Source organism: Enterobacter hormaechei ATCC 49162, from assembly GCF_001875655.1.
Classification (GTDB): Bacteria; Pseudomonadota; Gammaproteobacteria; order Enterobacterales; family Enterobacteriaceae; genus Enterobacter; species Enterobacter hormaechei.
Genome location: NZ_MKEQ01000002.1, coordinates 768,941 through 791,787 on the forward strand (window position 1 = coordinate 768,941; position 22,847 = coordinate 791,787).

Here is a 22,847-nt window from a genome sequence, read left to right on the forward strand (position 1 = left end):
TTACGATCGTTCCGATCCCCCGCTCCAACAGAAGGGGCGCTCATCATAATGCATTCTCCCTGCGCCGACCGTGGTCAATGATAAAGATTTTGCTTACGGCCACATAACCGCTTCCTTGAGGTGTTGCGGATGCTTTACCATACTGGGTTCTTACCGAACTCGTTAAATGGATGCCACATGTTCAAGCGTCGTTATGCAGCGCTGTTACCTGCGCTTATTCTCCTGTCCGCCTGTAGCAGCAAACCTAAGACCGAAGCCGTTCAGCAAACGGCGGGCGCGCCTTCCGGCGGGTTCCTGCTTGAGCCGCAGCACAATATGATGCAGATGGGTGGCGACTTCGCGAACAACCCTGCGGCCGAACAGTTCATCGATAAAATGGTGAGCAAACACGGTTTTGACCGCCAGCAACTGCATGCCATTTTGTCCCAGGCGAAGCGTCTGGACTACGTGCTGCGCCTGATGGACAGGCAGGCACCGACGGCCCAGGTGCCGACCGGGCCAAACGGCGCATGGCTGCGCTATCGCAAACAGTTTATTACCCCGGACAACGTGCAGAATGGCGTGGTGTTCTGGAATCAGTATGAAGACGCCCTGAACCGTGCGTGGCAGGTCTACGGCGTGCCGCCGGAAATTATCGTCGGTATTATTGGGGTGGAAACCCGCTGGGGACGCATTATGGGTAAAACCCGCATCCTCGATGCACTGGCGACACTCTCCTTTAACTACCCGCGCCGCGCCGAGTATTTCTCTTCCGAGCTGGAAACCTTCCTGCTGATGGCGCGAGACGAACAGGACGATCCGTTGGATCTGAAAGGGTCGTTTGCCGGTGCGATGGGCTACGGCCAGTTTATGCCGTCCTCCTATAAGCAGTACGCGGTAGATTTTAACGGGGATGGTCACATCAACCTGTGGGATCCTGAAGACGCCATCGGCAGCGTGGCGAACTACTTCAAAGCGCACGGCTGGACCCCGGGCGGCCAGGTGGCGGTGCAGGCGAACGGCGAAGCGTTTGGTCTGGAAAACGGATTTAAAACCAAATACAGCGTGGCGCAGCTGGCAGCGGCAGGCTTAACGCCATCGCAGCCGCTGGGTAATGTTGACCAGGTGAGTTTGCTGCGTCTGGATGTCGGAACCGGTTATCAATACTGGTTCGGGCTGCCGAACTTCTACACCATTACCCGCTACAACCACAGCACGCACTATGCGATGGCGGTATGGCAGCTGGGCCTGGCGGTGTCGCAGGCGCGCGTGCCAGCAGCGTCACCGTTTAGTCAGTAAGTCGTTCCAGCGGGTAGGCCGGGTAAGGCAACGCCGCCACCCGGCATGGCTGTACGCACGGTGCGGCCTGATGCCCTTATTCTGCCTCTCTCCCACCGGAGAGGGGCGTTTGCAGAAACATTTCGCCACACTCCCATTTCACTCCCGCCGTTTACATCATCATCGCCTTTCGATATTGTTATGTTATAACATAATTTTGAATTGAGATATCCATGTCCCTGTTTTCTCTCTCATCCCCGGTCCGACTGCTGCTGGCGCTGGTGCTCATTCTGTTTCTCGGCCTGGCCGTGCGCTGGGCGGTGGCGTTGCCATGATCGTGATGAACGACCTGGTGGCGGGGTACGATCGCCAGCCCGTTACGCGCGCGCTGTCCGGCGTGATTGAACGCGGGAGCATGACCGCCATCGTCGGGGCCAACGGCTGCGGCAAATCCACGCTGCTGAAAACGCTCGCCGGATTTATTCCGCCCGTCAGCGGTACCTTTCGCTGGCAGGGGAGACGTCCGGTGGTGGGCTGGCTGGCGCAGCGTCACGCGCTGGAGGCGCAATTTCCCCTGACCGTGCAGGACGTGGTGAGTATGGGCTGCTGGCCTGAAATCTCACTTTTTGCCGGTTTTCGTCGGGATACCCGGATGCGTATTGCCGACGCGCTGGAGCGCGTGGGGCTGGCATCGATGGCGTTTTCCACTATTGATGAACTTTCCGGCGGCCAGTTCCAGCGCATGCTGTTTGCCCGCGTTTTCGTGCAGCAGGCGCCGCTGATCATGCTGGATGAGCCTTTCACCGGCGTCGATGAAGCGACCTGCAACGTGCTGATGGATCTGATGATGGAGATGTATATGCAGGGCCAGACTCTGCTGGCGGTTCTGCATGACAGCGAACGCGTGGCGCGCCACTTCCCGCACACGTTACGCCTGGATGCTGATATTCCCCAGTGGAAAACCGGGCGGGTGAGGGTGGCATGATCTGGCATCTCTTCTTCCAGCCGTTTATTGAGTACGGCTTTATGCGGCGCGCGCTGGTGGTTTGTCTGGCGCTCTCGGTCAGCACCACTGCGCTGGGCGTATTCCTTCAGCTGCGGCGGATGAGCCTGATGGGGGATGCCCTTTCTCACGCCATTTTGCCGGGCGTCGCGGTGGGCTATCTGCTCAGCGGGATGTCGCTGCTGGCAATGACTGTTGGCGGGTTTATTGCCGGGATCGCCGTGGCGCTGGTGGCCGGGCTGGTCAGCCGTCGCACGCCCCTTAAAGAGGATGCCAGCTTTGCCGGGTTTTATCTTGGCTCGCTGGCGTTGGGCGTCACGCTGGTGTCGCTGCGCGGTTCAAATGTCGACCTGCTTCACCTTCTGTTTGGCTCCATTCTCGCCGTGGATAGCGCGTCAGCCCTGTTTGTGACGGGCGTTTGCATGTTCACGCTCCTCACGCTGGCGATTTTTTATCGGGGACTGGTCAGCGAAGCGTTTGATACCGCGTGGTTGCAGGTGAACGCGCGCTGGCTGCCCGGGATGTTACACGGTCTGTTTCTGGCGCTGCTGGTGCTCAACCTGGTGGCCGGTTTTCAGGTGCTCGGCACATTGATGGCCGTCGGGCTGATGATGTTACCCGCCGTGGCGGCACGCTGCTGGGTGCGCACCCTGCCAGGGTTACTTCTGATGGCGGGTATCAGCGGTATTTTTTGCGCGTGGCTGGGCTTAAGCCTTTCCTGGGCAGTGAGTCTGCCTGCCGGACCCTCGATTGTGCTGACCGCCAGCGCGTTGTTCTTTATTTCAGTGTTGTTTGGCACGCGCAGCAGGCTGGCGGATAGCCTGCGGACGCTTTTTTAACGCAAGGGGAAACGATGAAACGTACAGGGTTAGCCGTCGCGCTCGCGCTCGGCATGATGACGCACGGCGTAATAGCGAAAACGCTGAATGTGGTGACCAGCTTTTCCATACTGGGAGACATCACGCAGCAGGTTGGCGGGGATCGTGTGAAGGTGACGACGCTGGTGGGGCCGGACGGTGATCCCCATACCTTCGAACCTTCGCCCAAAGACAGCGCGGCGCTGAGTAAAGCTGACGTGGTGGTGGTCAATGGGCTGGGGCTGGAGGGCTGGCTCGACCGTCTGGTGAAAGCCTCCGGATTCAAAGGGCAACTGGTGGTCGCCTCGGACGGCGTGAAAACGCACACGCTGGAAGAGGACGGTAAAACCGTGACCGATCCGCACGCGTGGAACAGCGCGGCGAACGGCGCGCTGTATGCGCAAAATATTCTCTCAGGGCTGGTGAAGGCCGATCCTGAAGATAAAGCCGCGCTTGAGGCTTCCGGCAAACCCTATATTGCGCAGCTCTCTCAGCTGGACGGCTGGGCTAAAAAGCGTTTCAGCGACATCCCACAGGCAAAGCGTAAAGTGCTGACCAGCCACGACGCCTTCGGCTATTTCAGCCGCGCCTACGGCGTGACGTTTATGGCGCCGCAGGGGCTGTCGTCTGAAAGCGAAGCCAGCGCGGCGCAGGTAGCCGAAATCATCAATCAGATTAAAGCTGACGGCGTGCACACCTGGTTTATGGAAAACCAGCTCGATCCGCGCCTGGTCAAGCAGATTGCGACCGCCACGGGTGCCCAGCCGGGCGGTGAACTCTACCCGGAAGCATTGTCTGCGAAGGGCGGCGTGGCGGACACCTACGTTAAGGCGTTTCGCCACAATGTGAAGACTCTTGCTAACAGCATGAAATAAGCCTCGCTACAGCCGGTGCGCCCGCATCGGCTTTTTTCTGAAGCCCCCTCGTAAAACCCGACGCGCATCCCCATATCTGACGAGAAAGTGCTATCTTGTGCTGCATGTTTTTCTAAGGCCTGGAGCGAGAATGACTGACCATGAATTGATGCAGCTTAGCGAAGTGGTGGGGCTGGCGCTTAAGCAACGCGGCGCGACTATCACGACCGCAGAATCCTGTACCGGCGGCTGGGTGGCGAAAGCAATTACCGATATTGCTGGCAGTTCCGCCTGGTTTGAACGCGGCTTTGTGACCTACAGTAACGAAGCTAAAGCGCAGATGATTGGCGTGCGTGAAGCCACGCTTGAGCAGCATGGCGCGGTCAGCGAGCCGGTGGTGATCGAGATGGCGATTGGCGCGCTGAAAGAGGCGCGCGCAGATTATGCTATCTCCATCAGCGGCATCGCGGGGCCGGACGGCGGCAGCGACGTGAAGCCTGTCGGCACCGTCTGGTTTGGCTTTGCCACCTCAAAAGGGGAAGGGATCACCCGCCGGGAATGCTTCAGCGGCGATCGCGAAAGCGTACGTCGTCAGGCAACGGAATACGCGTTAAAAACGCTCTGGCAACAATTTCTACAAAACACTTGATACTGTATGACTATACAGTATAATTGCCTCAACAGAACAGAAGTCCATGGTGAAGCGCAGTTGCTTCTCCCGGCATGACAGGAGTAATAATGGCTATCGACGAAAACAAACAGAAAGCGTTGGCGGCAGCACTGGGCCAGATCGAAAAGCAATTCGGTAAAGGCTCCATCATGCGCCTGGGTGAAGACCGTTCCATGGATGTGGAAACTATCTCCACGGGTTCGCTTTCTCTTGATATCGCACTGGGCGCTGGCGGTTTGCCGATGGGTCGTATCGTAGAAATCTACGGTCCGGAATCCTCGGGTAAAACCACCCTGACGTTGCAGGTTGTTGCGGCGGCACAGCGCGAAGGTAAAACCTGTGCGTTTATCGATGCCGAGCACGCGCTGGATCCGGTCTATGCCCGTAAGCTGGGCGTTGATATCGACAACCTGCTGTGCTCCCAGCCGGACACCGGCGAGCAGGCACTGGAAATTTGTGACGCGCTGGCGCGTTCAGGTGCGGTTGACGTGATCATCGTCGACTCCGTTGCGGCGCTGACGCCTAAAGCGGAAATCGAAGGTGAAATCGGTGACTCTCACATGGGCCTCGCGGCACGTATGATGAGCCAGGCGATGCGTAAGCTGGCGGGTAACCTGAAGCAGTCCAACACGCTGCTGATCTTCATCAACCAGATCCGTATGAAAATTGGTGTCATGTTCGGTAACCCGGAAACCACCACCGGCGGTAACGCTCTGAAATTCTACGCTTCTGTCCGTCTGGATATCCGCCGTATCGGCGCGGTGAAAGAGGGAGATAACGTGGTCGGTAGCGAAACCCGCGTGAAGGTGGTGAAGAACAAAATCGCAGCACCGTTCAAACAGGCTGAGTTCCAGATCCTCTACGGCGAAGGTATCAACTTCCTCGGCGAGCTGGTTGACCTGGGCGTGAAAGAGAAGCTGATTGAAAAAGCGGGCGCATGGTACAGCTACAACGGTGACAAAATTGGTCAGGGTAAAGCGAATGCTATCTCCTGGCTGAAAGAGAACCCGGCGGCGGCGAAAGAGATTGAGAAGAAGGTGCGTGAACTCCTGCTGAACAACCAGGACTCTAAACCTGATTTCGTGGTCGACGGCGCGGATGCTGAAGAAACCAACGAAGACTTTTAATCCTCTCGGATAAAAATGAAGGGCTGCTGATGCGGCCCTTTTTGCATTTCTGAATCGACAGGTTTTTTTATGAGTGAACCGACATCGCGCCGACCAGCCTACTCACGCTTGCTGGATCGGGCCGTGCGTATTCTTGCCGTGCGTGACCATAGCGAACAGGAGCTGCGGCGGAAACTGTCAGCGCCTGTCATTAGTAAAAACGGTCCGGAAGACATTGATGCCACTGCGGAAGATTATGACCGCGTGGTTGCCTGGTGCTATGAACATCACTATCTGGATGATGGCCGTTTTGCCGCTCGCTTTCTCGCCAGCCGTGGTCGTAAAGGCTATGGGCCAGCGCGTATCCGCCAGGAGCTGAACCAGAAAGGCGTAGCCCGTGAATCAATTGAAAAAGCCATGCGCGAAAGTGAAATTGACTGGTGCGAACTGGCGCGTGAGCAGGCGGTACGAAAGTATGGTGAGCCGCTGCCGCGTGAATTTTCAGAAAAAGTCAAAATCCAGCGCTTTTTGCTCTACCGCGGCTTCCTGATGGAAGATATTCAGGATATCTGGCGTAATTTTACCGATTGAACGCATGCGGGATTTTACTTCCCACTAAAGAAAACTTATCTTATTCCCACTTTTTCCAGTAGCTGGTCCGTCCAACTGTTTACAGATACAGATCTGCTGCGACATTTCGTTAGCTTGATTTCAGGATAATTATGAGCAAGAGCACCGCTGAGATCCGTCAGGCGTTTCTCGATTTTTTCCATAGTAAGGGACACCAGGTTGTTGCCAGCAGCTCCCTGGTACCGAACAATGACCCGACTCTGCTGTTTACCAACGCCGGGATGAACCAGTTCAAGGATGTGTTCCTTGGTCTCGACAAGCGTAATTATTCCCGCGCCACAACCTCACAGCGTTGCGTGCGTGCGGGCGGTAAACACAACGATCTGGAAAACGTCGGTTACACCGCGCGCCACCACACCTTCTTCGAAATGCTGGGTAACTTCAGCTTCGGCGACTATTTCAAACACGACGCCATTCAGTACGCGTGGGAACTGCTGACCGGTGAAAACTGGTTTAATCTGCCGAAAGAGCGTCTGTGGGTGACCGTGTACGAGACCGATGACGAAGCGTTCGACATCTGGGAAAAAGAAGTGGGTATCCCTCGCGAACGTATCATTCGTATCGGTGACAACAAAGGCGCACCTTACGCGTCTGATAACTTCTGGCAGATGGGCGACACCGGGCCGTGCGGGCCGTGCACCGAGATCTTCTACGATCATGGCGACCACATCTGGGGCGGCCCTCCGGGAAGCGCGGAAGAAGATGGCGATCGCTACATTGAGATCTGGAACATCGTCTTCATGCAGTTCAACCGTCAGGCTGATGGCACCATGGAGCCGCTGCCAAAACCGTCCGTCGATACCGGTATGGGTCTGGAGCGTATCGCGGCTGTTCTGCAACACGTTAACTCCAACTACGAGATTGACCTGTTCAGCACCCTGATCAAAGCCGTTGCTGACGTAACGGGCGCGACCGATCTGAACAACAAATCACTGCGCGTTATCGCTGACCACATTCGTTCCTGTGCGTTCCTGATTGCTGACGGCGTTATCCCGTCGAATGAAAACCGTGGCTATGTGCTGCGTCGTATCATTCGTCGTGCGATCCGTCATGGCAACATGCTGGGCGCGAAGGACACCTTCTTCTATAAACTCGTTGGGCCACTGATTGGCGTGATGGGTTCTGCTGGCGATGAACTGAAACGCCAGCAGGCGCAGGTTGAGCAGGTTCTGAAAACCGAAGAAGAGCAGTTTGCCCGTACGCTGGAGCGCGGTCTGGCGCTGCTGGACGACGAACTGGCGAAGCTTAAGGGCGACACGCTGGATGGCGAAACCGCTTTCCGCCTGTACGACACCTACGGCTTCCCGGTTGACCTGACCGCGGACGTTTGCCGCGAGCGCAACATCAAAGTTGACGAAGCAGGCTTTGAAGCTGCAATGGAAGAGCAGCGTCGTCGTGCGCGTGAATCCAGCGGTTTTGGCGCGGACTACAACGCGATGATCCGCGTGGATAGCGCGTCTGAATTCAAAGGCTACGAAGAGCTGGCCCTGACCAGCAACGTGACCGCGCTGTTTGTTGACGGTAAAGCCGTAGATAGCATTAGCGCGGGCCAGGAAGCGGTTGTTATCCTGGATAAAACGCCGTTCTATGCGGAATCGGGCGGCCAGGTTGGCGATAAAGGCGAACTGAAAGGCAATGGCTTTAGCTTCACCGTAAGCGATACCCAGAAATACGGTCAGGCAATTGGTCACCAGGGCAAACTGGTTTCAGGCTCTCTGAAAGTGGGCGAGGGCGTTCAGGCCAACGTTGACGAAGCTCGCCGTGCGCGCATTCGTCTGAACCACTCGGCAACCCACCTGATGCACGCTGCTCTGCGCGACGTGCTGGGTACCCACGTTGCCCAGAAAGGTTCTCTGGTTAACGACAAAGTGCTGCGTTTCGACTTCTCTCATTTTGAAGCGATGAAGCCCTCTGAAATCCGTGCGGTGGAAGACCTGGTGAATGCCCAGATCCGTCGTAACCTGCCAATCGAAACCCACGTTATGGATCTCGAGGACGCGAAGAAGAAAGGTGCGATGGCGCTGTTTGGCGAGAAATATGACGACCGCGTTCGCGTGCTGAGCATGGGCGACTTCTCTACCGAACTGTGTGGCGGTACTCACGCATCCCGCACCGGTGACATCGGCTTGTTCCGTATTGTTTCCGAGTCGGGTACGGCGGCAGGCGTACGTCGTATTGAGGCGGTGACCGGGGAAGGCGCAATCGCCAGCCTGCATGCGCAGAGCGACCAGTTGCACGAGATTGCGCAGCTGCTGAAAGGCGATAGCCAGAACCTGGGCGAGAAAGTGCGTGTCGCGCTGGATCGTACCCGTCAGCTGGAAAAAGAACTCCAGCAGCTGAAAGAACAAGCTGCGGCGCAGGAGAGCGCAAACCTCTCCAGCAAAGCGGTAGACATTAAGGGCGTCAAACTGCTGGTCAGCGATCTGGCGGGCGTTGAGCCTAAGATGCTGCGTACGATGGTCGACGATCTGAAGAACCAGCTTGGTTCAACGGTTATCGTGCTGGCAACGGTCGCAGAGGGTAAGGTTTCTCTGATTGCGGGCGTCTCTAAGGATGTGACGGATCGTGTTAAAGCAGGGGAACTGATTGGTATGGTCGCCCAGCAGGTGGGGGGCAAAGGTGGCGGTCGTCCGGACATGGCGCAAGCCGGTGGTACGGATGCGGCGGCACTTCCCGCGGCATTAGCCAGCGTTGAAAGCTGGGTAAGCGCGAAACTGTAATAACTACAAAGCACAAGCAGACGCCATAGCGGTAACGTTATGGCGTCTTGCTCACTGCGCTATCGATAACGATAAAGTCAGGTTGAGTTTGTGTATATCGGCTAAACTTACGTTTAACAGAATGTGATGCCGTGACTGCTTACACTTTACGTGTTTGTCATCGCTTACTTTTTGGCGTTATATGATGGATAATGCCGGGATACAAGAGACCCGACTCTTTTAATCTTTCAAGGAGCAAAGAATGCTGATTCTGACTCGTCGAGTTGGTGAGACCCTCATGATTGGGGATGAGGTCACCGTGACAGTTTTAGGGGTAAAGGGTAACCAGGTACGTATTGGTGTTAACGCTCCTAAAGAAGTATCTGTCCACCGTGAAGAGATCTACCAGCGTATCCAGGCTGAAAAATCCCAGCAGTCCAGTTACTGATATTGTCGCGTCTCGCTGTCGGGCGAGACGCAACCCTCCTGCTATTTTTCCTGCATAAAGTTACCGTTCTATTTCAAACGCTTCGTTTTTGACCACTCTCATAATCTTATCTCATCCAAATGACGCGCTTCTCTTAACAGATTTCTGTGAAGATGCCTGCAAAATCCGCTTATAAAACACTCTCTTTGCGGCTTTTACATGCGAATTGCGTGCGAATTGTGCAAACGAAAAAAGCATGTGGAAAATTGTTTGACTTATAAGTCCCAGAAAGTAATATATGCGCCACGCAGCGACGAGAAGCTCTTAACGAGTTGCTCGAAACACTCGAAAGAGGCGTTGTGTGGTGAGGTGGCCGAGAGGCTGAAGGCGCTCCCCTGCTAAGGGAGTATGCGGTCAAAAGCTGCATCCGGGGTTCGAATCCCCGCCTCACCGCCATTTTGCATCCGTAGCTCAGCTGGATAGAGTACTCGGCTACGAACCGAGCGGTCGGAGGTTCGAATCCTCCCGGATGCACCATCTATTACTTCATATTGCTTTCGAAGTGATATGAATATCGAGCAGTACAGTAGTAAATCCCGATGCATCCGTAGCTCAGCTGGATAGAGTACTCGGCTACGAACCGAGCGGTCGGAGGTTCGAATCCTCCCGGATGCACCATCTATTACTTCATATTGCTTTCGAAGTGATATGAATATCGAGCAGTACAGTAGTAAATCCCGATGCATCCGTAGCTCAGCTGGATAGAGTACTCGGCTACGAACCGAGCGGTCGGAGGTTCGAATCCTCCCGGATGCACCATTTACTATTTCTGAAAGCAGTTCCCTGATGCATCCGTAGCTCAGCTGGATAGAGTACTCGGCTACGAACCGAGCGGTCGGAGGTTCGAATCCTCCCGGATGCACCATATTCTCCTGGATAACAGCGATGCTGTGGTTTCAAGGTCTGCGAGTTAATCGCAAGCACCAGGGAGGATAACGTTGCTTCAGCAACGGCCCGAAGGGCGAGGCGCAGCCGAGTAATCCTCCCGGATGCACCATCTTTTACTTCATATTGCTTTTGAAGTGATATGAATATCGAGCAGTACAGTAGTAAATCCCGATGCATCCGTAGCTCAGCTGGATAGAGTACTCGGCTACGAACCGAGCGGTCGGAGGTTCGAATCCTCCCGGATGCACCATCTTCTCCCCCTTTGTTTATTCCTTCGACGTTTCGTCAGCAATCACACTCTCTGTCAGCGACAAAAATCCCCTTTTACGATAAAGTAATGCTTTGTTAATCGTTTAGCGAGAGCACGATGTACGCACAGTATGACGGTTTGATCTTCGACATGGATGGCACCCTCCTGGATACCGAACCCACGCATCGTCTGGCCTGGACCGACGTCCTGGCCCGTTACGGCATGCGTTTCGATTTGCAGGCGATGATTGCCCTCAACGGATCGCCCACCTGGCGTATCGCACAAGCCGTGATTGAGCTGAATCAGGCCGATCTCGACCCACACCAGCTCGCGCGTGAAAAAACCGATGCGGTAAAAGCCATACTGTTAGACACCGTGCAGCCTTTACCGCTCATTGACGTCGTCAAAGAGTGGCATGGGCGTCGTCCTATGTCTGTCGGCACGGGCAGCGAGAGCGCGATAGCTGAAGCGCTCCTCAACCACCTCGGCCTGCGCCACTATTTTTCTGCCGTCGTTGCCGCCGATCATGTTAAACATCACAAACCCGCACCAGACACCTTCCTGCTCTGCGCAGAATTAATGGGTGTCCAGCCTGCAAAATGCGTTGTCTTTGAAGATGCCGACTTTGGCATCCAGGCTGCGCGTGATGCCGGAATGGCGGCGGTGGATGTTCGCTTACTGTGAGTGACGCGCTGTCACTCGCTTCATTATTCGTCAGCAGTTTTTTAAGCTCCACCCTCTTACCGGGGAATTCGGAAGTGGTGCTGGTGGCGATGCTGTTGTCCGGCGTGAGTCAGCCCTGGTTGCTGGTCTTAATAGCAACAATGGGTAATAGCCTTGGAGGGCTGACTAACGTTATTCTTGGACGTTTCTTTCCGCTACGCGAAAAATCTCGCTGGCAGGAAAAGGCAGTGGGCTGGCTAAAACGCTATGGCGCTGCCACGCTGTTATTAAGCTGGATGCCTGTAATAGGCGATTTACTGTGTCTGCTGGCGGGATGGATGCGCATCTCCTGGGGACCAGTGCTCTTTTTTTTGTGCCTTGGCAAGGCGTTACGCTATGTTTTACTGGCATGGGTAACACTACAGGGTATGACGTGGTGGCACTAATTGGTGGAATGAATTCGCGACCTTCAATCGTCAACCATTACAATTATGCTGAGTGACAATTTTTTGACAGGCGGGAGGTCAAATTGATCCCGGACGTATCACAGGCGCTGGCCTGGCTGGAAAATCACCCTCAGGCACTGAAGGGGATTCAGCGTGGGCTTGAGCGCGAAACGCTGCGCGTAAATGCGGATGGTAGCTTAGCGACAACGGGACACCCGAAGGCGTTAGGCTCGGCGCTGACACATAAATGGATCACAACCGATTTCGCCGAAGCGCTGCTGGAGTTCATCACGCCAGTAGACGGTGATATTGATCATATGCTGACGATCATGCGCGACGTGCATCGCTTCACCGCCCGCAACCTCGGCGACGAGCGCATGTGGCCACTCAGCATGCCGTGCTATATCGAGCAGGGGCAGGATATTGAGCTGGCGCAGTACGGCACCTCGAATATCGGTCGGCTGAAAACGCTGTACCGCGAAGGCCTGAAAAATCGCTACGGCGCACTGATGCAGACGATCTCTGGCGTGCACTACAATTTCTCTCTGCCGATGGCGTTCTGGCAGGCGAAATGCGGTGAAACGGATAAAGAGGCGATCTCCGCGGGCTACTTCCGCCTGATCCGCAACTATTACCGTTTTGGCTGGGTTATTCCATATCTGTTCGGCGCATCGCCAGCCATCTGTTCATCTTTCCTGCAAGGGAAGCCGACCGCACTGCCGTTCGAGAAGACCGAGTGTGGCATGTATTACCTGCCGTACGCGACCTCCCTGCGCCTGAGCGATCTTGGCTATACCAATAAATCGCAAAGCAATCTCGGAATTACGTTTAACGATCTGCACGATTATGTGGCAGGCTTGAAGCGGGCGATCAAAACCCCGTCGGAAGAGTACGAAAAAATCGGCCTCGAAAAATACGGTAAACGCCTGCAAATTAACAGCAACGTGTTGCAGATTGAAAATGAACTGTATGCGCCGATTCGTCCGAAGCGCGTGACGCGCAGCGGTGAAACGCCGTCAGATGCGCTACAGCGCGGCGGCATCGAATACATTGAAGTGCGCTCGCTGGATATCAACCCGTTCTCACCGATTGGCGTTGACGAGCAGCAGGTTCGCTTCCTCGACCTGTTTATGGTCTGGTGCGTACTGGCGGATGCGCCGGAAATGAGTTCCGACGAACTGCTGTGTACCCGTACCAACTGGAATCGCGTGATTCTGGAAGGGCGCAAGCCGGGCCTGACGTTAGGTATTGGCTGTGAAACGGCCCAGTTCCCGCTGGCTAAGGTGGGGAAAGATCTGTTCCACGACCTGAAGCGCGTTGCCCAGACGCTGGATAGCGTGTACGGCGGCGAAGCTTACCAGAAGGTCTGTGATGAACTGGTTGAAAGCTTTAATAACCCGGAACTGACATTCTCAGCTCGCATTCTGCGTTCTATGATTGAGCAGGGAATTGGTGGCACAGGGCGTTCACTCGCAGCGGAGTACCGTGAGATGCTGATGCAGGAGCCGTTAGAGATCCTGAGCGAAGCGGATTTCGTGGCAGAGCGCGATGCGTCCGTTGTGCGTCAGAAAGAGGTCGAAGCGGCGGATACGGAGTCGTTTGAGGCGTTTCTGGCGAAGCAGGCTTAAGCAGAAAAGAAAAAGGCCACATCGCTGTGGCCAAAATATACATCTCTGAATTCAGGGATGATGATAACAAATGCGCGTCTTTCATATACTCAGACGCGCATTCTGTAGAAGAGTTCAGTTTATTTTAAAAAAAATCACTACCGGAGGTGACGTATGCCGTTATTAGATAGCTTTACTGTCGACCATACCCGTATGGAAGCACCAGCAGTCCGCGTGGCGAAGACCATGAACACGCCGCACGGCGACACGATCACCGTTTTCGACCTGCGCTTCTGCGTGCCCAATAAAGAAGTGATGCCAGAGAAAGGTATTCACACGCTGGAACATCTGTTCGCTGGTTTCATGCGCGACCACCTGAACGGCAACGGCGTGGAGATCATCGATATCTCTCCGATGGGCTGCCGCACCGGTTTTTACATGAGCCTGATTGGTCAGCCTGAAGAGAAACGCGTTGCCGATGCGTGGAAAGCGGCCATGGAAGACGTGCTGAAGGTGAAAGAGCAGAACCAGATCCCTGAGCTGAACGTTTACCAGTGCGGCACCTACCAGATGCACTCTCTGGAAGAAGCCCAGGAGATTGCCCGTCATATCATCGAACGTGATGTGCGTGTAAACAGCAACGACGAGCTGGCCCTGCCAAAAGAAAAACTTCAGGAACTGCACATTTAGTATCGTGCCTGTGGATGCCCGGTGCTTCGTTGACCGGGCCTACAATTCTGATGACGACAACCACCACCTTCTCCTTTACCCATCGCCCGCTTGTGCCGTTTTCCCATGATTATGTTCATGGCGACAGCGAGCCGTGGCATCAGCACGACTGCGCGCAGCTTCTGCACAGCCTTACCGGTGTCGTGCGGGTGGATACCGCATCCGGCTGCTGGGTAGTGCCGCCCGGTCGCGGCGTCTGGCTACCTGCGGGTACGCAGCACGCCCTGCGCATCACCGGCAACGTTGCTGCCCGCACGCTGTTTATCGATCCGCTGGCGCGCGCCGATCTCCCGGCGACCTGCCAGATCGTGCAGATCTCGCCCCTGCTGCGCGAGCTGATCCTGACCTCCCTGACGCTTCCTGAATCTTACGCACCCGGAAGCCGCGATGAACGTGTTTATGAGCTGATCCTCGATGAAATTCGCCTTATGCCGGTACTGCCGTTTCACCTGCCCGAGCCGGAAAGCGAAGCGCTGCGCCGTCTTTGCCAGCAGATTCGGGAGGTTCCAGGAGACAGCTGGAGCAGCACGCAGGCCGCAGGTATTGTGGGGATGAGCGAACGCACGCTGAACCGCCATTTCCAGCAGCAGACGGGCGTGAGCTATGGCGAGTGGGTGAGAAGGGCGCGACTGCTTGAGGCCTTAGTGCGGCTGGCACAGGGCCAGCCGGTATTGCGCGTGGCGCTGGATCTGGGTTATGGCAGCCACAGTGCTTTCACGGCAATGTTTCGCCGGGTGATGGGCCTCTCACCCAGCGATTACTTCAGGAACGACTGACCGCGTTGAAAAGCGCCTGAATCGACGCGCGCGCCACGTCGCTGTCGATGCCCACGCCCCAGCGGCTGGTGCCATCCTGGAACAGGCAGCGGATATAGGCCACCGAGCGGCTGTCGCTGCGTTCGCCTAACGTATGCTCGTGATAATCCTTAATCACAAACGGCGCGTTAACCCAGCGGCTTAAACCGTGTGCGGCGGCGGAGAGCAGACCGTTACCCTGACCCTCCAGCTGGCGGGTGCCCCCTTGCGTGGCGACGCTTGCCGTCAGCCGCAGCTGGCCGTCCTGCTGGCTGTCGCTGCGGTAGGATTGCAGCGCAAACTGCGGTGCAGTTACCAGACCGTAGCGGGTACGGAACAGCTGCCAGAGCGCATTCTGCGTCATCTCTTTTCCATGGCTATCCGTTTCCTGCTGCACGTGCTGGCTAAAATCCTGTTGCAGGGCGCGAGGCAATTTCAGGCCGTGGTTTTGCTCAATAAGCCAGGCGCTTCCGCTTTTTCCTGACTGGCTGTTCACGCGGATCACCGCTTCATAGGTACAGCCAATATCCTGCGGGTCGACGGGCAGATAGGGCATCTCCCATCGCTCGTCAGGCTTACGGGCATCGAAACCTTTCTTGATGGCATCCTGGTGCGAGCCGGAGAAGGCGGTGTAGGCCAACCGACCGGCCCACGGATGGCGCGGATGTACCGGCAGCTGGTTGCAGGTCTCTACCGTTTCAACCACCCGATTCATATCGCTGAAATCCAGATTCGGGCTAATGCCCTGGCTGTAGAGATTCATTGCCAGCGTCACCAGGCAGACGTTGCCCGTGCGCTCACCGTTACCAAACAGGCAGCCCTCCACGCGGTCAGCCCCGGCCATGACGGCCAGCTCCGCGCTGGCAACGCCGGTACCGCGATCGTTATGCGGATGCACGCTGATACAGACGTCACTGCGGCGGCTGAAGTGGCGGCAGAAATATTCGATCTGGTCTGCATAGACGTTCGGCGTGCTCACTTCGACGGTAGCCGGTAGATTGATGATCATTGGACGCGCCGCACATGGCTGCCAGATCTCCGCCACGGCTTCACAAATCTCCAGCGCGAACTCAGGCTCGGTAAAACAGAAGGTTTCCGGGGAGTATTCGTACTGCCAGCGGGTTTCTGGGTTCTCTTCGCACAGCTGGCGAATCAGGCGGGTGGCGCGCGTCGCCAGCTCGACGATTTGCGCTTTCTCCATGCCAAACACCAGACGGCGGAACAGCGGGGCGGTGGCGTTATACAGGTGAACGGTGGCCTGCTTCGCGCCGCGCAGGGAGTCGAAAGTGCGATGGATAAGATCGTCCCGCGCCTGCGTTAACACCTGAATGGTGACGTCATCCGGGATGCGGTTCTCCTCAATCAGCTGACGCACAAAATTAAAGTCCGTCTGCGAGGCGGACGGGAAAGCGACTTCTATTTCTTTAAACCCGCAGTTCAGGAGCAGATCCCAGAATTGCAGCTTGCGCGCGCTGTCCATCGGCTCGGCCAGCGCCTGGTTACCGTCGCGTAAATCGGTTGAGAGCCAGCGCGGGGCGCGGGTGATCGTCTGCTCCGGCCAGCGGCGGTCGGGCAACGAAAGGGTGGGGTAAGGCTGGTATTTGTCGGCGGGGGTGTTCAGCATGATGCGCTCCTGTTGTCTTTTCACTATCGTGAATCGATTTCAGGCGCGCTGCTTTATCGGAACTGACAATCGCTGTCGCGTTTTGGACAAGGGGGCGATTGTTGCCCGGTGGCGGCTACGCCTTACCGGGCCTACGGATGTGCCGGTTATGGTAGGCCGGGTAAGGCGTAGCCGCCACCCGGCAACCCGTGCACAGGGCTAGTGCGCCCCACCCCCCCCGCTACCGGCCCCAAACGGTGGTTTGGCAAACCACACCAGCCCCAGCAGGACGATAAAGATCCCCGCCGATATCCAGAAAATCTCGTTTGCCGAGATAATCAGCCCCTGGTTGGTGATCTGCTGGGCGAGCCAGCCGGACGCCTGCTGCTCCGTCATCCCCATCCCCTCAAGCTGGCTATACATCTGCTGAGCGTTAGGGTTGAACGGGTTCACCGCTTCGGTCAGCTGGGCATGGTGCATCGATTCCCGGTTGGTCCACAGCGTGGTGGTAATCGACGTCCCGATGGAACCCGCCAGCGTACGGGTAAAGTTCGACAGGCTTGATGCCGCCGCCATCCGCTCTGGCGGCAAGCCGGAGAGCGTAATGGTGGTCAGCGGCATAAAGAAGCACGCCACGGCAAAGCCCTGAATAAACTGCGGCCACGCGGAGGCGCCAAAGTCCATTCCCGGCTCGAACGTATACGCGCGCCAGTAGAAGCACACGGCGTACATGATGAAGCTGAACGTCACCAGCCTGCGCATATCGAGCTTATGGGCGAAACGACCAATAATCGGCGACAGCAGAACCGGAATTAACCCCACTGGCGCGGAGGCCAGCCCCGCCCAGGTTGCGGTATAGCCATACACCTCCTGCAACAGCTGCGGCAGCAGAACAATCGCGCCGAAGTAGAGCATATAGGCGAGGCTGATACACAGACAGCCGATGGTGAAGTTTCGCGATTTAAACAGCGAGAGATCGACTATCGGGTTATCGTCCGTCAGCTCCCAGACAATCAGGAAGCTAATGGCAACCACGGCGACCACCGTCAGCACAATGATTTCCGTTGAGGCGAACCAGTCCAGCTCTTTACCGCGGTCGAGCATGATTTGCAGGCTGCCGATGCCGACAACCAGCAGCGCCAGCCCGATACCATCGATCCGCCGCTGTTCGGTCCGCGTTTCGCGACCACGCAGAGACTGTAACGTCATCAGCACCACCAGCGCACCGATGGGCACGTTGATGAAGAAGATCCAGCCCCAGTGATAGTTATCGCTGATATAGCCGCCGAGGATTGGCCCGCAAATCGGGGCGACAATCACCGTCATCGACCACAGCGCAAGCGCGATGGAGCGTTTGGCGGGCGGATAGTTGTTCAGCAGTAAACTCTGCGACAGCGGAATCAACGGCCCGGCGACAATCCCCTGGATGACGCGGAAGAAAATCAGCATCGTCAGGCTGCTGGACATGCCGCAGGCCCAGGAGGCCAGCACGAACAGGATCGTCGACCAGAGGAACAGCTTCACTTCACCGACGCGCTTTGCCAGCCAGCCGGTGATGGGAATGGAGATGGCGTTCGCCACCCCGAACGAGGTAATGACCCAGGTCCCCTGGCTCAGCGATGAGCCAAGGTTCCCGGCGATCGTGGGGATCGCCACGTTTGCGATGGTGGAGTCCAGCACCTGCATGAATGTCGCCAGCGACAGCGCAATGGTCATAATGACCAGCTGCGCCCCCTCCAGCGGTTTTTGCGGCTTTTGCTGTTGCATAACGCTCACCTTCGGCTTAACCGGCGTTTGCCTTCACGATGTCATCGATCAGCTTATTGACCGGATCGAGGCTAATTTCACGGGCGTTACTTTCATAAGCTGGCGTACTGCGCACCTGGCTTGCGAGGATCTGACCGTCGCGGTTGGCGGTATCGACCGTCACCAGCGTGGAAAGGCCAATTCGCAGCGGATGGTCTGCCAGCTGCTGAGGATCCAGCTCGATACGCACGGGCAAGCGCTGTACCACTTTGATCCAGTTGCCGGTGGCGTTCTGTGCAGGCAGCAGGCTGAACGCGCTGCCGGTCCCCATATCCAGACCGACCACTTTCCCGGTGTACTTGACGTCATCGCCGTAAATATCGCTGACCACGGTCGCGGTCTGGCCGATACGCATATGCGCCAGCTGGGTCTCTTTGAAGTTCGCATCGACCCACAGATTGTTCGCCGGAACGACCGCCATCAGCGGCGTAGTGGTGCTAATCTGCGCCCCAGGCTGTACGGAACGACGGGAAACATAGCCGGTCATCGGGCTGACGATTTTGGTACGTTGCAGGGCAAGCCATGCGTTACGCACTTCGGTCGCCGCCTGTTTCACCGCTGGCTGGTTTTCCAGAGACGTGCCCAGCACCATCGCCTGGTTGGCGTTGTACTGTTGGATCGCCACGTCCAGCTGTGCCTGTGCGCTGGCCACCGCATCGCGGGCGTGCTGCAACTCTTCACGGCCAATCAGGTTGGCGGTGCCGAGAGGAACACGACGATTGAGGTCGCTCTGCGCCTGAGCCAGGGCCGTTTTCTGCACGTCGATATTGGCCTGAAGCTGTTTACTGTTGATCATCAGCTGGCGGGTCTGGCGAACGCTGGAGGCCAGCGCCGTCTGTGCTTTTTCAAAGGCCTGCTGGGCGTCGGTCGGGTCGAGCGTGACCAGCACATCCCCTTTTTTCACAAAGTCGGTGTTGTCAGCCCAGACTTTCGTCACGCTGCCTGACACCTGCGCCATGATTTGAACCTGATTCCCTGCCACGTATGCATCGTCTGTCTCTTCAACATGACGCAAGACTAAAAACCAATAGATCCCATATGCCACGGCAATAATAATAAAGAGCAAGGTCAGCAGAATAAGGGCGCTCTTACGTTTGCCCTTCTTGTTGACCGGTTGCTGCGGGGGGGTGTTCTCCGCATTTGCGCTCATTGTTGTTCTCCACGATCTTTTTATTTTCACATCGGCTGAGCCGACCTGTTGTCAGAAAGGCCAGCAGTTTCACGTGCTGGCCTGTCAGTTTTTCTTTTAGCAATCTGGAATGTTGAGCGGATCGTCGCGTTAGCGCAGCGCCTCAAGAATGACGCCATCTTCATCCATCTGGTCCAGACGGGTGAGCAGCTTGCGAGTAATGTGCTCAAGCTGGTCGCGCTCGGCGGTGCTGAGGGCAGACCAGAGCTGGTGCAGGCAGTTGTGCTGCGGTGGCAGCACTTCGCGCAGGAATTCGTGACCTTTCTCGGTCAGTTGCAGATGCAGGCAGCGGCGATCGTTATCGCTTTCACGGCGTTCGATCCAGCCGCGCTTTTCCAGCTCATCTGCAATACGGGTCGCATTGGTACGGGATGAACCCAGCGCGCAGCTCAGTTCAGACGGCTGAATGCTGTGATTTTCCTGAGACTCCAGCGTAATCAACGCCATAAACAACGTCTCGTTAATCCCTTGTGCTTTCAGCATCTTGTTACGATTTTCCAGCAGCTTACCCTGCATGTGCATGCACAGGCGGGTCAGCAGGATTTCCTGATACGGGAAGTCCTCATGACGACTGGCGCGGAACTTAAGCATTTGTTCAATGGGCGTAAACGAACTATCCATTTTGGGCATAACCTCATTAATTACAGCTGATATAGTAACGATAGTGACAAATAATGTAAATGAATTATTTGTGCGGTTATATCCGCCAAACGTATATCACCATCAGAAAGCGCCGGGTAAATCCGTGACCCGGTGAGCACAGAGAGCGTGGGGTGTGTACCCGTGAAAGAGGGGATGTGAGGACAGGGGTCTGAACTATTCATGCCGGTAGTAAATATGTCACCCACAGTAAAATTTCTGGGATAAATGATTACCGTTACATTAACAGATGCAGGCCCCCTTTACACCCCAGGGGGCCCAAAGCAATGTAAAACTTAGTGAATTGCTTCCTGACGGTGATAGCCGCGCCACCACACCAGCAGATTGATCGCCGCCACAATGGCGCCGATAGCGCACACGCCCGTCCAGCCCGCATGTTGCCAGGCGGAGGCTGAAATCAGCGAGCCTGCCGCGCCGCCGATAAAGTAGCTGGTCATGTACCCGGCCGTCAGACGGTTACGGGCCTCCGGCTTCACGCGGTAAATCACGGTCTGGTTGGTGATGTGCACACCCTGCACGGTGAGGTCGAGCACCAGAATACCGACAATCAGCGCCAGCACTGAGACATGTCCGTACCAGATTGCCGCCCAGGAGAGCAGGAGTAACACCAGCCCGGCGGAGGTGGTCATATGCGATTTACCTTTGTCGGCCAGCCCACCGGCCGGGCGCGCGCCCAGTGCACCAGCGGCGCCTGCCAGCCCGAACAGACCAATCACCCCTTCTGAATAGTTAAACGGCGGTGCGGCAAGCAGAAACGCCATCGACGTCCATAAGATACTGAAGTTGGCGAAGGTGAGACATCCCAGAATGGCGCGCGTGCGCAGGAGTTTGTCCCGGGTGAAGAGGCTGAAAACGGAGGCAAGAAGCTGCGGATAGTTCAGGTGATTCTCCTGCTTCACCTTTGGCAGGCCGCGCCACAGGGCCAGCGCCATGATAACCATCAGCACGCTCGCCACCCAGTAAACGGTGCGCCATCCGCCGAGGCTCGCCAGCAGCCCGGCAACGGTTCGCGCCAGCAGGATGCCCAGCAGCAGGCCGCTCATGATGGTGCCGACCACTTTGCCGCGTTTTTCCGGGGAAGCCAGCGTCGCGGCGAGGGGAACCAGAATTTGCGCCACCACCGAGAACAGCCCCGTCAGCGCGGTGCCAATAATCATCATCGTTAACGACTGGCTGCTGGCGGTGATCAACATCCCGCCTGCCGCCAGCAGGGTCATGGAGACGATAAGCATCCGGCGCTCAAACATATCGCCTAATGGCACCAGGAACAGCAGCCCGGCCGCATAGCCGAGCTGGGCGGCAGTGACAATAAATCCGGCGGAGCTGGCTGAAAGATCGAAGGCGCGTGCGATGGTGTCGAGCAGAGGTTGTGCGTAATAGTTGCTGGCGACGGCCAGACCCGTTGCCACGGACATTAAAAGGATGAGTGCGGGGCTAAGCCCTTGAGTTGTTTTTGTCATTAGTTTCAGGAATCGTGAGTTAAGTGATTATTTTTCCGGAAACATAATAACCAATGATTGTGAATGTTGGGGAATTGTTATGTGTGTGTTTGTGCGGTTATCACCCTCACCCTAACCCTCTCCCCAAAGGGGAGAGGGGACTTTATACACCCTCTCCCCTTTGGGGAGAGGGCAGGGTGAGGGGTGTTGTTTTTACTTCTGCGCCGCAAGCGCCTCTTTCACCCAGCCATCAAACTGCTGCTGGTGGGCTTTGATCCAGCCATCCACGTGGTTTTTAATATCTGCTTCGGAGGATTTACCCGCGTGCATCATCGCGTTCTGGGCGTTGATGTCTGCCAGCGGCAGTTTCATTACCGAGAACAGCTTCGCCGCCGCCGGGTTTTTCTCGGCCCAGGCTTTGTTCGCCACGATATGCATGGTGTTCACCGGGAAGCCATAGTTCATGCCGTTCGGCAGTTTGGTGTCGATATCTTTCTGCTCGCCAGGCAGGGAGGAGAAGGGCACCTGTAACCACACCACGTCTTTGCCCGGCTTCAGCACGTCGCTCACCCAGTACGGCGTCCAGGTGTAGTAGATCACCGGCTTGCCTTCTTTAAAGCGGGCGATGGTGTCGGCCATCATTGCAGAGTAGTTGCCGTGGCTCACGTCGACGGTCTTCGCCAGATCGAACGCTTTGTTCTGGTGGTTAATCACCGCTTCGCAGCCCCAGCCCGGCGAGCAGCCCATCATGTCCGCTTTACCGTCACCGTTGGTATCGAACAATTTGGCGATCTTCGGATCTTTCAGCTGTTCAATATTGGTGATGTGGTACTTATCGGCGGTTTTCTTGTCGATCAAATAACCCTGCGCTGCGCCGGTCACAAAGGTGCCTTCGCGGTAGAATTTCTTGTCACCCCCTGCGGCGGCATACATGTCGTCGTGCAGCGGCTGCCAGTTTACGGCGGTAAAGGTGGCGTCACCGGAGGCAATCGAGGTATAGCCCACGTTGTAGTCCACTTCGCTGGCGGTATTCACCGTATAGCCCAGTTTCTCCAGCGCACGGCTGACAATCTGGGTCTGGAAGGACTCTTCCGAAATGGTGCTCTGCACCGGCTGCACGGTAATGCCTTTGCCCGGCAGGTCAGCGGCAACTGCGCTGGTGGAGACAAGGGTCGCAAACGCTGTGGCAAAAAGTACGTTATGTCGCATC

At 56.4% G+C, this 22,847-nt stretch carries 20 protein-coding genes and 6 tRNA genes; 20 read left to right on the forward strand and 6 right to left on the reverse strand.

What is annotated here, in order from left to right:
- Positions 1 to 177 precede the first annotated feature (177 nt).
- The 20 genes from mltB (at position 178) to BH712_RS22870 (ending at position 14,922) form a co-directional block, all read left to right on the forward strand.
- Positions 178 to 1,278: a lytic murein transglycosylase B gene (gene mltB, locus BH712_RS22775; RefSeq protein ID WP_006811722.1), complete on the forward strand. Its 1,101-nt coding sequence runs from the start codon at positions 178 to 180 to the stop codon at positions 1,276 to 1,278.
- Positions 1,279 to 1,588: 310 nt separating this feature from the next.
- A complete protein-coding gene (locus tag BH712_RS22780) occupies positions 1,589 to 2,242 on the forward strand; it encodes a metal ABC transporter ATP-binding protein (RefSeq protein WP_006811721.1) in 654 nt (217 codons plus the stop codon).
- The gene (locus BH712_RS22785) at positions 2,239 to 3,099 is read left to right on the forward strand and encodes a metal ABC transporter permease (protein ID WP_006811720.1); all 861 of its coding nucleotides are present in this window, start codon (positions 2,239 to 2,241) and stop codon (positions 3,097 to 3,099) included. The genes BH712_RS22780 and BH712_RS22785 overlap by 4 nt, the downstream gene beginning before the upstream one ends.
- A gap of 14 nt (positions 3,100 to 3,113) precedes the next feature.
- Positions 3,114 to 3,992: a metal ABC transporter substrate-binding protein gene (locus tag BH712_RS22790; RefSeq protein WP_006811719.1), complete on the forward strand. Its 879-nt coding sequence runs from the start codon at positions 3,114 to 3,116 to the stop codon at positions 3,990 to 3,992.
- Positions 3,993 to 4,122: 130 nt separating this feature from the next.
- Positions 4,123 to 4,620, forward strand: coding sequence for a nicotinamide-nucleotide amidase (pncC, locus tag BH712_RS22795; RefSeq protein ID WP_006811718.1), 498 nt, complete (start codon positions 4,123 to 4,125; stop codon positions 4,618 to 4,620).
- Between the two features lie 89 nt (positions 4,621 to 4,709).
- Entirely contained in the window at positions 4,710 to 5,768 is a 1,059-nt protein-coding gene (gene recA, locus BH712_RS22800; RefSeq protein ID WP_015571667.1) for a recombinase RecA, read from the forward strand.
- 69 nt (positions 5,769 to 5,837) lie between these two features.
- On the forward strand, positions 5,838 to 6,338 hold the full coding sequence (gene recX, locus BH712_RS22805; protein WP_032674021.1) for a recombination regulator RecX: 501 nt from the start codon (positions 5,838 to 5,840) through the stop codon (positions 6,336 to 6,338).
- Positions 6,339 to 6,469: 131 nt separating this feature from the next.
- Positions 6,470 to 9,097 (forward strand): alanine--tRNA ligase, encoded by a 2,628-nt coding sequence (gene alaS, locus BH712_RS22810; RefSeq protein ID WP_006811715.1) that lies wholly within the window; start codon positions 6,470 to 6,472, stop codon positions 9,095 to 9,097.
- Between the two features lie 241 nt (positions 9,098 to 9,338).
- A complete protein-coding gene (csrA, locus tag BH712_RS22815; protein WP_000906486.1) occupies positions 9,339 to 9,524 on the forward strand; it encodes a carbon storage regulator CsrA in 186 nt (61 codons plus the stop codon).
- Between the two features lie 342 nt (positions 9,525 to 9,866).
- Positions 9,867 to 9,959, forward strand: a tRNA-Ser gene (locus BH712_RS22820).
- Between the two features lie 4 nt (positions 9,960 to 9,963).
- A tRNA-Arg gene (locus BH712_RS22825) sits at positions 9,964 to 10,040 on the forward strand.
- Positions 10,041 to 10,104: 64 nt separating this feature from the next.
- Positions 10,105 to 10,181, forward strand: a tRNA-Arg gene (locus BH712_RS22830).
- 64 nt (positions 10,182 to 10,245) lie between these two features.
- Positions 10,246 to 10,322 (forward strand) — tRNA-Arg (locus tag BH712_RS22835).
- 29 nt (positions 10,323 to 10,351) lie between these two features.
- A tRNA-Arg gene (locus tag BH712_RS22840) sits at positions 10,352 to 10,428 on the forward strand.
- A 196-nt stretch (positions 10,429 to 10,624) separates the two neighbouring features.
- Positions 10,625 to 10,701: transfer RNA gene (locus BH712_RS22845), tRNA-Arg, on the forward strand.
- 117 nt (positions 10,702 to 10,818) lie between these two features.
- Entirely contained in the window at positions 10,819 to 11,385 is a 567-nt protein-coding gene (yqaB, locus tag BH712_RS22850; protein WP_006811714.1) for a fructose-1-phosphate/6-phosphogluconate phosphatase, read from the forward strand.
- The gene (locus BH712_RS22855) at positions 11,382 to 11,810 is read left to right on the forward strand and encodes a YqaA family protein (RefSeq protein WP_006811713.1); all 429 of its coding nucleotides are present in this window, start codon (positions 11,382 to 11,384) and stop codon (positions 11,808 to 11,810) included. Before yqaB ends, BH712_RS22855 begins: the two co-directional genes overlap by 4 nt.
- 83 nt (positions 11,811 to 11,893) lie before the next feature.
- Positions 11,894 to 13,438 (forward strand): glutamate--cysteine ligase, encoded by a 1,545-nt coding sequence (gene gshA / locus BH712_RS22860; protein ID WP_006811712.1) that lies wholly within the window; start codon positions 11,894 to 11,896, stop codon positions 13,436 to 13,438.
- Between the two features lie 153 nt (positions 13,439 to 13,591).
- Positions 13,592 to 14,107, forward strand: coding sequence for an S-ribosylhomocysteine lyase (gene luxS, locus BH712_RS22865; protein ID WP_003862180.1), 516 nt, complete (start codon positions 13,592 to 13,594; stop codon positions 14,105 to 14,107).
- 50 nt (positions 14,108 to 14,157) lie between these two features.
- Positions 14,158 to 14,922, forward strand: coding sequence for an AraC family transcriptional regulator (locus BH712_RS22870; protein ID WP_032674139.1), 765 nt, complete (start codon positions 14,158 to 14,160; stop codon positions 14,920 to 14,922).
- Here the strand turns inward: BH712_RS22870 and leuA are convergent.
- The 6 genes from leuA to proX form a co-directional block, all read right to left on the reverse strand.
- Positions 14,909 to 16,564 carry a 2-isopropylmalate synthase gene (gene leuA, locus BH712_RS22875; RefSeq protein ID WP_006811710.1) on the reverse strand — a complete coding sequence of 552 codons (1,656 nt, stop codon included), beginning with the start codon at positions 16,562 to 16,564 and terminating at the stop codon, positions 14,909 to 14,911. The genes BH712_RS22870 and leuA overlap by 14 nt on opposite strands.
- A 198-nt stretch (positions 16,565 to 16,762) precedes the next feature.
- A complete protein-coding gene (gene emrB, locus BH712_RS22880; protein ID WP_006811709.1) occupies positions 16,763 to 18,310 on the reverse strand; it encodes a multidrug efflux MFS transporter permease subunit EmrB in 1,548 nt (515 codons plus the stop codon).
- Between the two features lie 16 nt (positions 18,311 to 18,326).
- Positions 18,327 to 19,499 (reverse strand): multidrug efflux MFS transporter periplasmic adaptor subunit EmrA, encoded by a 1,173-nt coding sequence (gene emrA, locus BH712_RS22885; protein WP_006811708.1) that lies wholly within the window; start codon positions 19,497 to 19,499, stop codon positions 18,327 to 18,329.
- Positions 19,500 to 19,628: 129 nt separating this feature from the next.
- Complete coding sequence (gene emrR, locus BH712_RS22890) at positions 19,629 to 20,159, reverse strand: multidrug efflux transporter EmrAB transcriptional repressor EmrR (protein ID WP_017694792.1); 531 nt, start codon at positions 20,157 to 20,159, stop codon at positions 19,629 to 19,631.
- Positions 20,160 to 20,473: 314 nt separating this feature from the next.
- Positions 20,474 to 21,658, reverse strand: coding sequence for an MFS transporter (locus tag BH712_RS22895; protein WP_006811704.1), 1,185 nt, complete (start codon positions 21,656 to 21,658; stop codon positions 20,474 to 20,476).
- Positions 21,659 to 21,850: 192 nt separating this feature from the next.
- Positions 21,851 to 22,846, reverse strand: a complete 996-nt coding sequence (gene proX / locus BH712_RS24790) for a glycine betaine/L-proline ABC transporter substrate-binding protein ProX (RefSeq protein ID WP_006811703.1) — start codon at positions 22,844 to 22,846, stop codon at positions 21,851 to 21,853.
- Position 22,847 lies beyond the last annotated feature (1 nt).

Coding starts and splice junctions, on each gene's coding strand:
- csrA (WP_000906486.1), top strand. CDS start 9,339: ATGCTGATTCTGACTCGTCGAGTTGGTGAGACCCTCATGATTGGGGAT.
- BH712_RS22785 (WP_006811720.1), top strand. CDS start 2,239: ATGATCTGGCATCTCTTCTTCCAGCCGTTTATTGAGTACGGCTTTATG.
- emrA (WP_006811708.1), bottom strand. CDS start 19,499: ATGAGCGCAAATGCGGAGAACACCCCCCCGCAGCAACCGGTCAACAAG.
- BH712_RS22790 (WP_006811719.1), top strand. CDS start 3,114: ATGAAACGTACAGGGTTAGCCGTCGCGCTCGCGCTCGGCATGATGACG.
- leuA (WP_006811710.1), bottom strand. CDS start 16,564: ATGCTGAACACCCCCGCCGACAAATACCAGCCTTACCCCACCCTTTCG.
- proX (WP_006811703.1), bottom strand. CDS start 22,846: ATGCGACATAACGTACTTTTTGCCACAGCGTTTGCGACCCTTGTCTCC.
- luxS (WP_003862180.1), top strand. CDS start 13,592: ATGCCGTTATTAGATAGCTTTACTGTCGACCATACCCGTATGGAAGCA.
- BH712_RS22780 (WP_006811721.1), top strand. CDS start 1,589: ATGATCGTGATGAACGACCTGGTGGCGGGGTACGATCGCCAGCCCGTT.
- recA (WP_015571667.1), top strand. CDS start 4,710: ATGGCTATCGACGAAAACAAACAGAAAGCGTTGGCGGCAGCACTGGGC.
- mltB (WP_006811722.1), top strand. CDS start 178: ATGTTCAAGCGTCGTTATGCAGCGCTGTTACCTGCGCTTATTCTCCTG.
- BH712_RS22870 (WP_032674139.1), top strand. CDS start 14,158: ATGACGACAACCACCACCTTCTCCTTTACCCATCGCCCGCTTGTGCCG.
- emrB (WP_006811709.1), bottom strand. CDS start 18,310: ATGCAACAGCAAAAGCCGCAAAAACCGCTGGAGGGGGCGCAGCTGGTC.
- alaS (WP_006811715.1), top strand. CDS start 6,470: ATGAGCAAGAGCACCGCTGAGATCCGTCAGGCGTTTCTCGATTTTTTC.
- emrR (WP_017694792.1), bottom strand. CDS start 20,159: ATGGATAGTTCGTTTACGCCCATTGAACAAATGCTTAAGTTCCGCGCC.
- pncC (WP_006811718.1), top strand. CDS start 4,123: ATGACTGACCATGAATTGATGCAGCTTAGCGAAGTGGTGGGGCTGGCG.
- recX (WP_032674021.1), top strand. CDS start 5,838: ATGAGTGAACCGACATCGCGCCGACCAGCCTACTCACGCTTGCTGGAT.
- yqaB (WP_006811714.1), top strand. CDS start 10,819: ATGTACGCACAGTATGACGGTTTGATCTTCGACATGGATGGCACCCTC.
- BH712_RS22895 (WP_006811704.1), bottom strand. CDS start 21,658: ATGACAAAAACAACTCAAGGGCTTAGCCCCGCACTCATCCTTTTAATG.